Genomic DNA, 15485 nt, shown 5'->3' on the forward strand with positions numbered 1-15485 from the left:
GGGCTCCGCGAAGGGGGCGGGGTGGCGGTACGGCGGTATGGCGGTATGGCGGTACGGCGGTACGGCGGTACGGCGGTACGGCGGTGAACAAGATAGGGCGCGGATCAGGGCACGTCGAGGCGTTCCAGGTCGTGGGCGGCCTGCTCCCAGTCGGTATAGGCATCGGCCAGTTCGGCGCGGACCACGTCGAGTTCGCGGGCCATCTCTTGCGCCCGGGCCGATCCCTCCGGCGTGCCATACAGCCCGGTGTCGGCCAGCAGCGTGGTGAGTTCGGCCTGGCGCGCTTCCAGCTCCTGCACCAGGCGCTCCGCCTGCGCCACCGCGCGGGTGGCGGTACGCACCGCGTTCTGCCGGGCCTTGCGATCCGACTCCGGACGGGGCGCGGCCTCGCGTTCCTTCTTCTCCCGCGCCTTGCGTTCCTGCTCCCGGCCGCGCGCCGCCTCGGTGGCCACCCGGCGTCGCTCGGCCCGGGCCGCCTCCCACTCCTCGAAGCTGCCGTCGAAGTCCACCATCCGCCCCTGCTCGATGCCCCAGACCCTGGAGCAGAGCCCGCGCAGCAGCGCGCGGTCGTGGCTCACCAGCAGTACGCTGCCCTCGTAGCCCTCGATGGCGTCCTCCAGCGTCTCGATGGACTCCACGTCGAGGTGGTTGGTGGGCTCGTCGAAGACCAGGAGGTTGGCGGTGCCGAGGGTCATCATGGCGAGCGCCACGCGGGCGAGCTCGCCGCCGGAGAGGGACCCGGCCCGGCGCAGGGTGGTGTCGCCGGAGAAGTCGAAGCGGCCGAGGTGGTCCATCACCTGGCCCCGGGTCCAGGAGGGGCGGAGGTCGTGGACGATGTCGAAGAGGCTCTTGTCGCGCGGCACCTGGGCCAGGTCCTGGCGGTAGACCTCGACCTCGGTGGCGTCGCCGATGCGCACGCTGCCGGCGTCGGCGGGGCGGTCGCCGAGCAGGGTGGCCAGCAGGGTGCTCTTGCCGGCGCCGTTGGGGCCGACCAGCCCCACGACGTCGCCACGGCGGAGCACGGCGCTGAAGCCGTCGAGCAGGACGCGGTCGCCCACCTTCACCCGGAGCTTGTCGGCCAGCAGCACCTGGTCGCCGCCGCGGCCGCTGCTCCGGAAGCGCACCGCCATGGTGTCGAGGTCGTCGGGGGGCGGGGAGAGCCGCGCCACCCGGGCGAGCTTGCGGCGGCGGCCCTTGGCCTGGCTGGTCTTCTGGCCGGCGATGTTGCGCCGGATGAAGTCCTCCTCCTTGGCGATGACCCGGGCCTGCTTCTGGTAGGCGCGGTCCTGCGCCATGCGCCGCTCCGCGCGCTGGGCCACGAAGCTGCTGTAGTTGCCGCGGTAGGTGAAGCCGGTGCCGGACTCGAGGTGGAGGATGTGGTCGGCCACCTGGTCGAGGAAGGCGCGGTCGTGGCTGATGATGATCGCCGCGGCGTCGAGGCCGCGGAGGTGATCCACCAGCCACTCGGTGGTCTCGAGGTCCAGGTGATTGGTGGGCTCGTCGAGGAGCAGCACGTCGGCGGGGCGCACCAGCTGGCTGGCGAGGCCCAGGCGGCCCCGCTCGCCGCCGCTCAGCGAGGCGAGCGCCTGGTGGTGCGCCGCGTCGGGGTCGAAGCCCAGGCCGTGGAGCACCGCGGCCACCCGCGCCTGCACCTCGTAGCCCCCCTCGCGCTGGAAGCGCTCGAGGTCGCGGTCGTAGCGGGCCAGGTCGTCGTCGGTGACGGCGTCGCCCCGCTCGCTCATGCGGTGGGCCTGCTCCTGCAGCGAGTGCTCCAGCGCGAGCAGCGGGCGGAACGCCGCGCAGGCCGCCTCCCACACGGTCTCGGCCCCGGCAAAGTCGCGGTGCTGGTCGAGCAGGGCGATCCGCAGCCCCGGCGCGCGCGCCACCCCGCCCTTCGCGGGCTGCAGGTCGCCGGTGATGGCGCGGAACAGCGAGGTCTTGCCGCCGCCGTTGCGGCCGATCAGGCCCCACCGCTCCCCCCGGCTCACCACGCAGGTGATGTCGGTCAGGAGCGGGTCGGCGCCATACTGGATGGCCACGCCACCGAGGGAGAGGAGGGTCACGGAGGCCGAAGGTAATGACGGCCTCCGTGGCGTGGCTAGCGGGCACCCTCCAGCGGGGCCGGCAGGTGCAGCAGCCAGAGCTCGTTTCCGACCACCCCGCCGCCTGCCCCCCGCTTGGGTCCGAGACCGCCCCGGCCGTCGGCGTCGACGCCGAAGTCGTCGTCGTTGACCAGCGCGAGGGTCCGGGCGTCGACCACCACCAGCCCCTCCGGCTTGTCGTACGGGTAGGCGATGGCGGGATCGAGCAGATCCACCAGCGGGGCCTTCCGCACCGGGACGATCCCGGCGGCGGCGAGGCTGTCGGCGTCGAGCTCCTCGAGGGTGCGCCCGCCGAAGAGGCGGCCGCGCGGCCCGTCGGCCGGATCGCTCACGTCGGTGGCGCCGGCCAGGTCCACCTGCACGATCCGCAGGAATCGCGCGGGATCGGTGGCGTGGCCCGGCACCTTGCCGTCGATCTCCACCACGAGGAAGCGGGTGGCGGAGACCGCCGCGATCTCGGTGATCCGGTGCCCCGGCGCCTCGAGGAGGTACACCAGCTGGCGGCTGGTGCCGCTCCGGGTGTCGAACATCACCAGGCGCAGGGCACGCGAGCGGCGGCCGGCGGCCTTCGGGTTGTCGAGCGGACCCTGCATCAGCCCCGCCAGGGTGGCCGACCCGGGCACCAGGGCCAGGCCCTCCATGCCGCGGTTGGACCGCCGGGCGGCGAGCACGGCGGGCAGGTGACGCCCCGCCCCCGCGAAGGGACCGATCCGCTCCCGCACCGTCCCGTCGGGGCCGACGTGCAGCAGCGATGGCCGGTACTCCTCGGAGACCCAGAAGCTGCCGTCCGGGAGCACCGCCAGCCCCTCGGTGTCCACCCCGTTCGAATCGGGCGGCAACTGCGCGCCGTCCACCCCGACCGCCACCTCGCCGCTGGCGCCCATGCCCTTGGGCGTGGGCAGCCCCGAGAGCGGCCGGCCATCGGGCAGGTGCAGCGCGATGCGCCGCACCGGCTCGAGCGCGCCGTCGCGCCAGCGGAATGCCCCGATGGTCGGGGCGTATCCGGGCTGCGCGAAGAGCTTGTGGTCCTCGGTGGGGAGGTCGACGTTCGGCCCGCGGTCGGTCAGGAAGTACCAGGCGCCACCGGCGACGGCGAGCGCGGAGCCGAAGCCCCCCTGCCCCACCGGCACGCCGGCGACGGTGGTGAGTTCGGCCACGCGGGGCACCGGGACCCGCCGGGCGCCGGCGTCTGGCACGGGGGGAATGGCAGGCACGGGGGCGCAGGCCGCCACCAGGGGCAGCAGGGCGGCGATTCGGGCGTGGGATCGGGCCACGGGAGCTCGTCTCGGCGTGAAGGAGAGGGGAGAGTCGCCGGGCCGGGTCACGATCTGGTGACGTGACGGTATCAGCCCGCGCGGAGGCGGCGGCCCGGGGGGTAGGGGAAGATATCGACCACCTCGCCCCGCTCGGCCAGCTGCTGCATGTGGCGCCAGTACGCCACGGTGAGCAGGTCGCCGTGGGCGCGCAGGAACGCCTCGCCGGGCCGGCCGGGCAGGGTCAGGAAGGCGCGGAACTCCTCGGGGAAGATGTCGTGCTCGCCCACCGAGAACCACGGCTCGGCGCTGTACTCATCGTCGTCGTGCCGGGCGGCGGGGATCGCGCGGAAGTTGCATTCGGTCAGGAGGCAGAGCTCGTCGTAGTCATAGAAGATCACCCGGCCGTGGCGGGTCACCCCGAAGTTCTTGAGCAGCATGTCGCCGGTGAAGATGTTGGCGGCGGCCAGGTCCTTGATGGCCTGCCCGTAGTCGAGCACGGCGTCGATGGCGTGCGCCTCGTCGGCCTGGCGCAGGTAGAGGTTGAGTGGCGTGACCCGCCGCTCGGTGTAGAGGTGGCGGAAGACCACCTGGTCGCCCTCCGCCTGGATGGTGCTGCCGCACTCGGCCAGCAGCTCCTCCAGGAGCCCGGGGGCGAAGGTGTCGCGGCGGAAGGTGAGGCCCTCGAAGTCCTGGGCGTCGGCGAGGCGGCCCACCCGGTCGCGGACGAAGACCAGCTGGTACTTCTCCATGACCTGGGCCCGGGTGGTGTGCTTGGGCGGCCCGAAGCGGTCCTTGATCAGCTTGAAGACCACGTTGAGCGACGGCAGGGCGAAGACCGCCATCACCAGCCCCTTGTCGCCGGCGGCCACCTCGAAGCGGGCGTCGTGGTGCTCCATGTGGCGGAGCAGCGCGCGCACCAGCTCGGTCTTGCCGTGCTTGTGGTAGCCCAGGGAGGTGTAGAGCTCGTCGAGCGGCTTGCGGGGCATCAGGGTCCGGAGGAACTCCACCATGGCCCGCGGGCAGTCGAGCGCCACGTGGAAGTAGGACCGGGTGAAGGAGAACACCACGCTCACCTCGTCCGAGGTGGGGAGGACGGCGTCCATCCGGATGCCGTCCTCGTCGTGCACCAGGGGAAGCACCAGGGGGAGGAGGGTCGTGCCGGCGCGGATGCGTCCGACCAGGTACGCGCCCTTGTTGCGGTAGAACGGGGTGGGCACCATCTCGAGCGCCTCGAGGGCGCCCCCCAGGGGCAGCCGGGCCAGCTCCTCCGCGAGGCGCGCGGCCAGCAGGCGGGCGTCCTCGTCCCGCCGGGCATACGCCTCGGCGAAGGGCAGGTCGGCGAGCAGTGCCCGGAGCAGCTCCTCCAGGCTCCGCCGGCCATGGTAGGTGCGGAACACCGGGCCCGCGGCCTGGACCAGCAGGGCCTGGAAATCGGCGTCATCGAAGTACACGCCCTGGCCCGGCCCCACCGCCCGGAGCACCTGCCGCACCACCGAGTTGAAGAACGTGTAGGCGAGCTCGGCGTCGAGCCGCGGCCGGGCCTCCCGGGCATACGCCTCGCGGATGCCGCGCCACTGGGCGGTGTCGCCGGCGGCCTCGCCCAGGCCGCGGCGGAGATCGGCGACGCACCAGCTCACGAACTGCCGGTACAGCGTCAGGCGCTCGGCGGCGTCCTGCTGGCCGCCGCGCCAGTCGCGCTGCCGGAACCGGGCCTCGGCGCGGCGGGTGACCAGGAGGAACTGGCCCTGGTGCGCGTCGAAGACCGCCAGGATGCCCCGGGCCACCTCGACCGCCTGGCCCTGCCGGGCGAGGCTGTGGCGCAGTGGAGCGGCGGGATCGGGAATGGGCGCGGGCGGCATGTTAGATTCTCGGGGGTTCTCCTCGCCCCGAGGAGACGCGTCCAACTTACCACGGCCTCCCTTCCATGCCCACACCTCCCAGATACGACGCGCTGGTCGCCCCGACCACGGGCGAAGCGATCACGATGGCCAGCGGCACGCTGCAGGTGCCCGACCACCCCATCATCCCCTTCATCGAGGGCGACGGCACCGGGCCGGACATCTGGCGGGCGTCGCGGGCGGTGTTCGACGGCGCGGTGCGGAAGGCGTATGGCGGAAAGCGGGCGATCACCTGGTTCGAGGTGTTCGCCGGCGAGAAGGCCCGCGACACGCTGGACAGCTGGCTGCCCGACGACACCCTGCGCGCGATCGACTACCACCTGGTGGGCATCAAGGGACCGCTGACCACCCCGGTGGGCGGCGGCTTCCGCTCGCTCAACGTGGCGCTGCGGCAGAAGCTCGACCTCTACGCCTGCGTGCGCCCGGTGCGGTGGTTCACCGGGGTGCCCAGCCCGGTGAAGCAGCCGGAGCTGGTGGACATGATCATCTTCCGGGAGAACACGGAGGACATCTACGCCGGCATCGAGTACAAGGCGGGCACCGAGCAGGCGGCGAAGATCGTGACGTTCCTGCTGGAACAGATGGGGGCCACCACCATCCGGTTCCCCAAGACCAGCGCCATCGGGATCAAGCCGATCTCGGAGGAGGGGAGCAAGCGGCTCATCCGCTCCGCCTTCGACTACGCCGTCCGGCAGGGCAAGAAGAGCGTGACCCTGGTGCACAAGGGCAACATCATGAAGTACACCGAGGGCGGCTTCCGCGACTGGGGCTACGAGCTGGCGCGCACCGAGTACGGCGGAACGGAGATCGACGGCGGTCCCTGGTGCCGGCTGCCCAGCGGCGTCATCATCAAGGACGTGATTGCCGACGCCTTCCTGCAGCAGATCCTCACGCGCCCCGCCGAGTACGACGTGATCGCCACCATGAACCTCAACGGCGATTACATCAGCGACGCGCTCGCGGCCCAGGTCGGCGGCATCGGCATCGCGCCGGGGGCCAACATCAACTACCTGACCGGGCACGCCATCTTCGAGGCCACCCACGGCACCGCGCCCAAGTACGCCAACCAGGACAAGGTGAATCCCGGCTCGGTGATCCTCTCGGGCGAGATGATGTTCCGCTACCTCGGCTGGAACGAGGCGGCCGACCTCATCATCAAGGGCCTCGAGGCCAGCATCGGGCAGAAGCGGGTCACGTACGACTTCGAGCGGCTGATGCCCGGCGCCACCCTGCTCAAGTGCTCCGAGTTCGGCACCGCCGTGGTCGACAACATGTAACCCGCGTCACCCCCGCTCCGGTCGCGGGCCCGGCGCCAGGCGCGCCGGGCCCGCGCGCCGTTTCTCCTCTGCCCACATTCCGGCTTCACATAATCATCACGCGCGGATGGTAATTTGGAGCGTGATGGCAACCGATTCGGTCCCCATTGCGCGCCCCATCGGCCTCGCGCCACCGCCCGGGCGTTCCCTCCCCGTCACCGGGCAGGTGATTCCGTCATTTCCGCTGGTCGGGAGCCACTTCGCCCTCGGCTTCGGCTGGGCGCTCGCTGGCGCGGTGGGGCTGGCGTGGCTCGCCCCGCAGCTCGCGACGGGCAGCTTCCTCGACCCGCGGGTCCTGGCGCTCACCCACCTCTGCACCCTGGGCTTCCTCACCACGGTGATCACGGGCGTGCTGTACCAGATCTTCCCCGCCATGCTCGGTATCGGCGAACGGAGCCGATGGGTGGCCTGGATGGCGCTGGGGCTGCACGCCCTGGGCACCGCGCTGCTCGCCTGCGGCCTGCTGCTGGGGCAGCGGTCTCTCCAGTCGGCCGGGTGGTCGGTGCTGTTCGTCGCGGTGTTCGGCACCGCGTGGAACCTGCTCCCCCAGCGCCGCCGGGCACCGCGCAACCGCCAGCTCGGGCTCTACATCTCGTATGCGCACATCGGCTTCGGGTTCGCGATGCTGGTGGCCGGCGCCCGGATTGGCGATGCGCTGGGCTGGTGGACCACGCCGCGGCTGGGACTCCTCTCGGCGCACCTGCACCTCGGGCTGGCGGGCTTCGTTTCGATGACCGCGTTCGGGCTCGGCAGCCGGATGATCCCGATGTTCTACGGCAGCCCCACGCCCATTCCCGCCCGACTGGACACCTGGATGCCGCGGCTGCTCGGGACGGCGGTGCTGGCCTACGCCTCCGGCGCGGTCCTCGGCGCTGCGCCGCTCGCCTGGGCCGGGATCGCGCTCATGGCCACGGCCGGGGCGTTGTTCTGCTGGCTCGGGCTGGGGTGGTTCCGCACCCGCGCGCGGCGCGCGCTCGATCCCGCCACCGGCCTGCTCACGCTGGCCCTGACCTCACTCACCGCGGCGATCCCGCTCGGGCTCGCGACGGCCGCCCTCGGTGCGCACCAGCCGCGCCTGCTGGTCGCCTACGTGCTCGCGCTCCTGCTCGGCTGGTCCGGGGCGCTGGTGCTCGGCGTCTCGTTCCGGGTGCTCCCCACGCTCACCTGGCATCATCGCTTTGCCACCCGCATGGGCCAGCCCGGCACCCCGGCGATGCCGGCGATGCTGCACCGCGGCCTGGGCATCACTGCCGCGACGGCCGGGGCGGTGGGCCTGCTGGTCCTGGTCCCGGGCGTGGCCGCGGGGAGCGCCCCCGCCGCCCGTGCCGGCGCAGTGCTGTTCACCCTCGCCATCACGGCGACCATCCTCCACCACCTCCGGATGCTGCTGATCGGCCGCGCGCGGCCGATGGCGCCGGGAGTCCACTCATGAGCCCCACCATCGCGCTGCACCCCGACATGACGGTCGGAACCCTTGCTGAACTGCATCCCGCGACCCTGCCGGTCTTCACCCGGCACGGCATCGATCTCTGCTGCGGATCCCGGCGCTCCCTGGAGTTCGTGGCCCTGGCCCATGGCCTGGACCTCGCGGGCCTGCTCACCGAGCTGGAGGCGGCCCGGGCGGCGTAGGTAGCTTCCGGGCATGCTCGACTCCCTCGACCGGATCACCCGCCGGTTCCACGGCGCGGACAAGCAGACCCGCCTGGAACTGCTGCTCGACTACAGCAAGAAGCTCCCGCCCCTGCCCGACCGCTTCCACGCGGCCCGGGACCAGGGGCTGCATCGCGTCCCCGAGTGCCAGTCACCGGTGTTCCTCTTCCTCGAACGCGAGGGCGACGGCGTGGTCCTGCACGCCGATGCCCCGCGCGAGGCGCCCACGGTGCGCGGCTTCGTCTCGCTGCTGGCCCGGGCGCTGCAGGGTGTGCCTCCCGCCGAGGTGGCGCAGCTCCCCCCCGACCTGCTGGACCGGCTGGGCTTGGGCGAGGCACTTGGCATGACGCGTACGCACGGACTCACCGCGATGATCGGCCGGATCCGGCGGATGGCGGGAGAGCTGGCGTAGGTGGACCACGCGGCGGCGCTGGCGCGGGCGCGCCTGCTGCTGGCGGAGGCGCCGCGGGTGCTGGTGCTCACCGGCGCGGGCATCAGCGCCGAATCGGGCGTGCCGACCTTCCGCGGACCGGAAGGGCTCTGGAAGGACTTCCGGCCGGAGGACCTCGCCACGCCCGAGGCGTTCGCGCGCGACCCGCGGCTGGTGTGGGAGTGGTACGGCTGGCGCCGCGGGCTGGTGGCGGCGTGCGCGCCGAACGCCGGGCACCTGGCGCTGGCCCACTGGATGCTCGGTCGCGCCGGCGTCACGCTCGTGACCCAGAACGTGGACGCCCTGCACGAGCGCGCCGCCCGCACCGCCGCCACCGCGCGCGGCGGCGACCCGTCGCCCGCCCTGCCCATCCGGCTCCACGGTTCCATCGCGCGGGTGCGGTGCACCCGGTGCGACCATGGCGCGGAGGGCGACGACCCCGTCGACGCGACCGCGCGGGAGACCCTGCCCGCCTGTCCCGCGTGCGGCGCGCTGCTCCGGCCCGATGTGGTCTGGTTCGGCGAGGCGCTCCCCCTCCCGGCCATGCAGCGGGCGGACGCGGCGGCGCGGGAGGCGGATGCCTGCCTGGTGGTGGGCACGGCCGGCGCGGTGCAGCCGGCGGCGGGATACGCGATGGCCGTGGTACGTCGCCGCCGGCCCCTGGTGGTGGTGGACCCGGGACCGACCGCGTTCGACGGCATGGCAGAGGTGAAGCTGACGGGCAGCGCCGGGGCCGTGCTGCCCCCGCTGCTGGGATGAGCCCCGCGGGTTACTTCTCGATCGGCAGGCGCACCCCGTTGCCCCACTCGGTCCACGACCCGTCGTAGTTGCGCACCCGGGTGAAGCCGAGCAGGTAGGTGAGCGCGAACCAGCTGTGGGAGGAGCGCTCCCCGATCCGGCAGTAGGCAATGGTGTCCCGGTCCGGGACCAGCCCCTGCTCCTCGGTGTAGAGGGTGCGGAGCTCGCTCGCGGGACGGAAGGTGTGGGTCTCCGGGTTGACCGCCCGGGCCCATGGGATGCTCCTCGCCCCGGGGATGTGCCCGCCGCGCAGCGACCCCTCGTTGGGATAGTCGGGCATATGCAGCCGCTCGCCCCGGAACTCCTCGGGGCTGCGCACGTCCACCAGCTGGCCCCGGCGCTCCAGGTGGGCCAGCACATCCTCCCGGAAGGCGCGGATGCCGGCGTCGTTGCGCGGGCCGACCACGATGCCCCCCGCGGGATGCCGCGGCGCCTCGGTGGTGAGCGGCCGGCCCTCCTCGACCCAACGGGCGCGGCCCCCGTCCATCAGACGCAGCCGCTCGATCCCGAACAGGCGGAACACCCAGAAGGCGTATGTCGCCCACCAGTTGTTCTTGTCCCCGTAGAAGACGATCGTGGTCTCGGGCCCGATGCCCCTGGCCCGGAGCAGCGCCTGCATGCGGGCCTGGTCCAGGTAGTCGCGGGTGAGCGGGTCGTTGAGGTCGGTGACCCAGTCCACCTTCACGGCGCCGGGGATGTGCCCGATCTCGTACAGCAGCAGGTCCTCATCGGATTCGACCAGCCGGACGGTGGGATCGTCGAGGTGCGCCGCCACCCACTCGGTGGAGACGAGGACCTCGGGATGGGCGTAGCCGCGGCCCGCGATCGGCGGCACGGCGGGGAGGCTCTGGGTTCCGCTCATGGGATGGCTCCTGCACGGATGGCCCGACCCCCGGCGACCCACGCGGGCGACCGGGAATCGGGCCGGACAGGCAAATACGACTAAAGTTGTCGCAATGTCAAGGCAAGGCTGCCGCGGCGGGCGCTGTTGAGCATCACCTCGGCGAACGCGGCCACGACGCGGGGATCGAACTGGCTCACCACGTTCCGTTCGATCTCGCGCAGGGCGAGGCTCGGCTCCATCGGGATGCGGTCGGGCCGGTGCGCCAGGAGCGCGTCGAACGCGCCGCACACGGCGACCACCCGGGTGAGGATGTGCGGCTCGCGGGGATAGCTCAGCCGGGGATACCCGGACCCGTCCTGCCGCAGGTGGTGCTCATACGCCACCACCGCGGCGCTCTCCAGCTGCTCGCCATGCCGCAGCAGGACCCGCGCGCCTTCCAGCGGGTGTCCCCGCACCCGCGCCCGGTCCTGGTCGGTGAAGTGAGCGGCCACCAGCGTATCGGAGGGGAGCCGCGCCATGCCCACGTCGTGGAGCAGCGCGGCCAGCGCCATCTCGCGCCGCTCGTCGGCGCCGAGGCCGAGCGGTTCCGCGACCGCCATGGCGAGGAGCGCGGTGTTGAGCGCGTGGGCCGGGAGGTACTCGGCCCGTTCCGTCACCCGGAGCAGCGGCAGGCCGGGCGCCTGGCGACCGTCGACCAGCGCGCCGAGCGAGGCGCTGACGGCGTGCACGTCGCCGAGGGGCAGCCGCTCCCCGGCGCGCGCGCGCTGGAAGACGTGCCGCATCACGTCGAGCTCTTCCCGCAGGGGATAGTCACTGGCATCCGCGGGCCCGGTGTCCGGCCCCCACTGGAGGCCGCCCGGTTCGAGGCGGGGCGGGGCGGAGACGTCGGGCACCAGGCCGGCGGCGTGATCGAGGAAGGCGGCGAGCGCCCCGGCGCTCGGCTCGCCGGCGAGCACGAGGCGCTCGATCCCGCGCGAGGCGAGGCGCGCGGCCCAGGGCCAGCGCTGGAACTCCGCCAGCGGCAGTTCCCCGAGCCGCACGCCACTGGGGCCGAAGCCGATGGCGGGCTCCCGGTCGGCGAGCAGCAGTTCGCGCAGCCGGGTGAGGCAGGTCTCGTCGGCGGTGCGGCGCAGCAGCGCCTCGGACCCGGGGCGGATCCGGAGCTCGAGCGCGTGCTCCATGGCCCGGAGGAAGCGGGTGGCCTGGCTGATCATGGCATCACCCGGGGGCCGGAGCCGGAGCGGCGGCCGGGGCGGGCGGCGGCCTGGATGTCGGTGTCGCGGGAGGCCCGGGCGGTCTCGAGCAGCGCCCCCACCTTGGGGTGGCTGTGCCAGTGGAGCGCGAGGCCGCGCAGCGCCGCCAGCATCGGCGGGCTCTTGGGGGCCAGCCGCCCAAGCCCGGCGAGGCCGCGGGCCACCACCAGCCGCCGCAGCAGGCGCAACACCACCGGGTCGCTGACCGGCGCGAGCGCGGTGACCGCCATGGCGCGGAGCTCAGGGTCCAGGCCGGCGTCGCCGACGCGGGTGAGGAGCCGGGGGAGGAGTTCCGGCGGGCAGCGATCGGCCAGTGCGGCGAAGGCCAGCCGGAGCGTGGGCTCGTGATTGGTGTCGAGCGCCTCCGCCAGGCCGCGGGTGCGCAACTCGGGGTCGGCGATCGCCAAGGCGATGGCCTCGTGCCGGACCCGCGGGTCGCGGTGGCCCAGGAGGCGCGCCGGCATGAAGCCGCTCGGCAGGTCGGGCAGCCGTCCGATGAGGGCAAGCAGGTTGCGCTGCACGTACCAGGGCATGCCGTCGATTCGCTCGCTGGCCAGGGGTCCGACCCCGTTGCCGTAGCGGGCCAGCAGGTCGAGCAGGCGCAGCCGGACCCGGCGCTCGCGGGAGTGGGCCAGGGCGTCGAGCAGCGCGGGCGCGGCCTCGAGCCCGGCGCCGGGTACCAGCCGGTCGATGGAATCGAGGTCCACCGGTGCGGTATCGAGCAGCACGCGCACGGTCTGCGGGTGGAACACCCGGGCGCGGACGGCGCGGGCCACCGGGTCCTCGCGCGGAACGGTCTCGAGGATGGCGAGCAGCGCCGCCACCTGGCGACGGGCAATCATCCGGTCGGCGGCCGAGAGGGTGCCGGGCTCGAGGATGCCGCTCTCCAGCGCGAGCTTGAGCACCCGGTCGGGTTCGAGCGCCACCCGCAGGGCGGGCGCCGCGGTCTCAAGCGGGGCGACGAACCGGAGCAGTTCCTCGCTGAGGGCACGCCGCGCGGCGGTGCCGCCGGACTCATCCGCGCGCAGGGCCAGCCGGGCCAGCACCCGAAGCGCCCCGGCCGAGAGCATCCCCTCCCGCCCGTGCGCCAGCAGTTCCAGGAAGCGTAGCGCGAGCGTGGGGGTGAGCACCGGCGCCACGGCGCGCAGGAACTCCGCCTGGGCGGCCGGTGTGCCGGTGGGCGCCAGCAGCCGCCGCAGCAGGGCCGTCGGCAGCGACTCGAGGAGGTCCAGGGCCTCCTGACGCCGGGTGCGCTCGCCGTCGGGGGCGGCCGCCGGGTCGCCGGAGGCGGTGGACTCGGCCGCCCAGACCAGCCGGGAGAGCAGCCCGAGCAGCTCCACATCGCGCGCCGGATCGGCCGGTTCGAGCTCGAGCGCGAGCGCCAGCTCATGGGGATCGCGCTCCGCCCGCTCCCGGCCCGGCTCGCCGAGCACCAGCCGCTCGAGCTCGAGCCAGGCGTCCTCGGCGGTCGGCTGCGCGCTGAGCCCGACAAACCCGACGTTACGGGTGCCGGCGACGGCCACGCCGGTGATGGCCAGCGGGGTGAGCGCCTCGAGCAGCTCGGCGGCGGTCACGCCGGCCCGGAATTCGAGCGAGGCCAGCCCCGCCTGCCGGAGGTCGGCCGCCAGGTCGCGGAGCGGCTCGTACTCGGGGTTGGTCTCCATCCCTTCGACGACCAGCTGGACGGTCCCCACTTCCATGACCAGCCGCTCCCGGCCGGCCAGGGTCACGGCCAGGGCGCGTTCCAGCGCGAGGGCCTGCCCGTGGAGGCTCGGGTGGCCCTCCGGCAGGGTCCGGAGCCGGTGCATGAGCCCGGCCAGGCCGAGCAGGAGCTCGGCCAGCTGGCGGCTGGCGGGGGGGCGGGTGTCGAGGGGGGACAGCATAGGGGACCTAATCTACCCCACGGAGGCAGGGTCTGCAGCCGGGCGGCTGGCCGAGGATGCGGCAACCGGCCAAGATCGCTATAGTACGGGCCATGAGTGCACCGCCACCATACCGCCGATCCGGGGGAAACCCGGCGATCCGGGCGTGGGCCACGGGAACGACCGGACAGGCCGATGTGCTCCGCCGGGGCGCCTGGTACCCCGTGGTGGACGAGACACCCGAGGAGGTCGTGCTCGAGGTGGATCAGGCTCCGCTGCGGGTCCGGCGGGAGGATGTCCGGATCCGTGCCGATCGCCCGACCATGTGGAGCGTGGTGGTACGCACCGGGGTCATGCGGCCCACGCTCGCGGGCCAGAAGCTCGTCACGTCGTACGCGGTCTGCCCCGACTGCACCGGCCGGCAGGAGTTCGACGGGGAGCCGGAGTCGATGATGTGCACCCGCTGCCGCCGCGCGGCAAAGGTGGACTGGCAGACGACGTACTAGGCCGCCGGATGAACCTCTGGCAGATCTTCGCTCGCGCCCGTCATCTCTACCCGGTGAGTACCGCGGTTGTCGATGGCGGGCGTCACCTTTCCTACCGCGACACCGGCGCCCGGGTGGATGCCCTGGCGGGGTGGCTCCGGGCCAAGGGGGTGGCCCCGGGCGACCGGGTGGCCACCCTGCTCCCGAACTCCCTGCCCTGCTTCGAGGCCTACTTTGCCGCCGCCGGCCTCGGCGCGATCCTGGTCCCGCTCAACACCCGGCTCCACCCCGACGAACTCGGCTTCATCCTGCGCGACAGCGGCAGCCGGGTGCTGCTCGCCGATCCCTCCCTCGGCGAGCTGGTCGGGGCGGTACTCGCGCGGGAGACCCCGGTGCAGTGTCTGCTCTCGAGCGCCTCCCCCTTCCCCACCCCAACGCGGGGGCCCGCCGGCGCGTATCCCGACCCGGATGGCCGGCCGTTCGCGCCGGCCCTGCCACCGGCCGACGCGGTGGCGCATCTGTACTACACCAGCGGCACCACGGGCCAGCCCAAGGGCGTCATGCTGACCCACCGGAACGTGTCCGCCCACGCCGTGGCCGCGGTCGCGGAGCTGGGGCTGACCGACCGGGACACCTGGGCCCACATCGCGCCGATGTTCCACCTGGCGGACGCCTGGGCCACCTTCGCGATCACCCTGGTGGGCGGCCGCCACGTGATGCTGCCGCGCTTCGAGCCGGAGGCGGCACTGGCGCTGATCGCGCAGGAGCGCATCACCCTGACCAACCTGGTGCCCACCATGCTCAACCTCATGGTGAAGCACGAGGCCCGGCAGCGCTATGACTACCGGAGCCTGCGGCTGGTCCTGAGCGGAGGCGCGCCGATCGCGCCCGCGGTCGTGCGGGCCATCGTGGAGACCTTCGGGGCCGAGTACGTGCAGACCTATGGGATGACGGAGACCAGCCCGTACCTGACGCTGAGCCTGCTCAAGGCGCACCTGCGGGAGCGCAGCGCCGAGGAGCAGTTCCGGTTCCGGGCCAAGACCGGCCGGCCCTTCCTGGCGGTGGAGCTGCGGGTGGTCCGGGAGGACGGCCTGCCGGTGGCCACGGATGAATCCGAGGCGGGGGAGATCCAGGTCCGGGGCGAGACCGTCACCCCGGGCTACTGGCAGCGGCCGGAGGCCACCCGGGACGCCTTCACCGCGGATGGCTGGCTCCGCACCGGCGACCTCGCGGTGGAGGACGGTGAGGGGTACGTGACGATCGTGGACCGGAAGAAGGACATGATCATCACCGGCGGGGAAAAGGTGTACTCCACCGAGGTGGAGCACGTCCTCTACCAGCACCCCGCGGTCCTCGAGGCGGCGGTCTACGGGGCGCCGGACGCGGTGTGGGGCGAGGTGGTCGTGGCGGCCGTGGTGGCACGCCCGGGCGTGGCGCTCGGCGAGTCGGCGGTGCTGGATTTCTGCCGTGAGCGGCTCACCGGCTTCAAGGTGCCGCGCCAGGTCCGGTTCCTGGCGGAACTGCCGAAGACGGGGTCCGGCAAGGTGCTCAAGCGCGCGCTGCGCGAGTAAGGCCCGGCGGGAAGAAAGGC

Annotated in this window: 13 protein-coding genes; 7 read left to right on the top strand and 6 right to left on the bottom strand. The window is 73.2% G+C overall.

Annotation, left to right across the window (positions count from 1 at the left end):
• Positions 1-104: 104 nt before the first annotated feature.
• From IPJ95_01370 to aceK, 3 genes are all read right to left on the bottom strand, one after another.
• Positions 105-2063, bottom strand: coding sequence for an ABC-F family ATP-binding cassette domain-containing protein (locus IPJ95_01370; protein ID MBK7922266.1), 1959 nt, complete (start codon positions 2061-2063; stop codon positions 105-107).
• Between the two features lie 35 nt (positions 2064-2098).
• A complete protein-coding gene (locus tag IPJ95_01375) occupies positions 2099-3376 on the bottom strand; it encodes an esterase-like activity of phytase family protein (protein ID MBK7922267.1) in 1278 nt (425 codons plus the stop codon).
• A gap of 71 nt (positions 3377-3447) precedes the next feature.
• Positions 3448-5217 (bottom strand): bifunctional isocitrate dehydrogenase kinase/phosphatase, encoded by a 1770-nt coding sequence (aceK, locus tag IPJ95_01380; protein ID MBK7922268.1) that lies wholly within the window; start codon positions 5215-5217, stop codon positions 3448-3450.
• Positions 5218-5282: 65 nt separating this feature from the next.
• On the opposite strand from aceK, the gene icd reads away from it, so the two are divergent.
• The 5 genes from icd (at position 5283) to IPJ95_01405 (ending at position 9411) form a co-directional block, all read left to right on the top strand.
• Positions 5283-6533: an NADP-dependent isocitrate dehydrogenase gene (gene icd / locus IPJ95_01385; GenBank protein ID MBK7922269.1), complete on the top strand. Its 1251-nt coding sequence runs from the start codon at positions 5283-5285 to the stop codon at positions 6531-6533.
• Between the two features lie 124 nt (positions 6534-6657).
• Positions 6658-8004 (top strand): hypothetical protein, encoded by a 1347-nt coding sequence (locus IPJ95_01390; protein ID MBK7922270.1) that lies wholly within the window; start codon positions 6658-6660, stop codon positions 8002-8004.
• Positions 8001-8201, top strand: coding sequence for a DUF542 domain-containing protein (locus tag IPJ95_01395; protein MBK7922271.1), 201 nt, complete (start codon positions 8001-8003; stop codon positions 8199-8201). The genes IPJ95_01390 and IPJ95_01395 overlap by 4 nt, the downstream gene beginning before the upstream one ends.
• Positions 8202-8214: 13 nt before the next feature.
• A complete protein-coding gene (locus IPJ95_01400) occupies positions 8215-8634 on the top strand; it encodes a SufE family protein (protein ID MBK7922272.1) in 420 nt (139 codons plus the stop codon).
• 18 nt (positions 8635-8652) lie between these two features.
• Positions 8653-9411: an NAD-dependent protein deacylase gene (locus tag IPJ95_01405; GenBank protein MBK7922273.1), complete on the top strand. Its 759-nt coding sequence runs from the start codon at positions 8653-8655 to the stop codon at positions 9409-9411.
• A 10-nt stretch (positions 9412-9421) separates the two neighbouring features.
• On the opposite strand, the gene IPJ95_01410 is transcribed toward IPJ95_01405, so the two are convergent.
• The 3 genes from IPJ95_01410 to IPJ95_01420 form a co-directional block, all read right to left on the bottom strand.
• Positions 9422-10312, bottom strand: a complete 891-nt coding sequence (locus IPJ95_01410) for a sulfurtransferase (protein ID MBK7922274.1) — start codon at positions 10310-10312, stop codon at positions 9422-9424.
• Between the two features lie 80 nt (positions 10313-10392).
• The gene (locus IPJ95_01415) at positions 10393-11508 is read right to left on the bottom strand and encodes an HD domain-containing protein (protein MBK7922275.1); all 1116 of its coding nucleotides are present in this window, start codon (positions 11506-11508) and stop codon (positions 10393-10395) included.
• On the bottom strand, positions 11505-13430 hold the full coding sequence (locus tag IPJ95_01420; GenBank protein MBK7922276.1) for a hypothetical protein: 1926 nt from the start codon (positions 13428-13430) through the stop codon (positions 11505-11507). The genes IPJ95_01415 and IPJ95_01420 overlap by 4 nt, the downstream gene beginning before the upstream one ends.
• Positions 13431-13606: 176 nt before the next feature.
• Here IPJ95_01420 and IPJ95_01425 point away from each other — a divergent pair, with 176 nt between their 5' ends.
• On the top strand, positions 13607-13915 hold the full coding sequence (locus tag IPJ95_01425) for a hypothetical protein (protein MBK7922277.1): 309 nt from the start codon (positions 13607-13609) through the stop codon (positions 13913-13915).
• 8 nt (positions 13916-13923) lie between these two features.
• Positions 13924-15465 (top strand): long-chain-fatty-acid--CoA ligase, encoded by a 1542-nt coding sequence (locus tag IPJ95_01430; GenBank protein ID MBK7922278.1) that lies wholly within the window; start codon positions 13924-13926, stop codon positions 15463-15465.
• Positions 15466-15485 lie beyond the last annotated feature (20 nt).

It is taken from the genome of Gemmatimonadota bacterium, from assembly GCA_016713785.1.
In the GTDB taxonomy this organism is placed as follows: domain Bacteria; phylum Gemmatimonadota; class Gemmatimonadetes; order Gemmatimonadales; family GWC2-71-9; genus JADJOM01.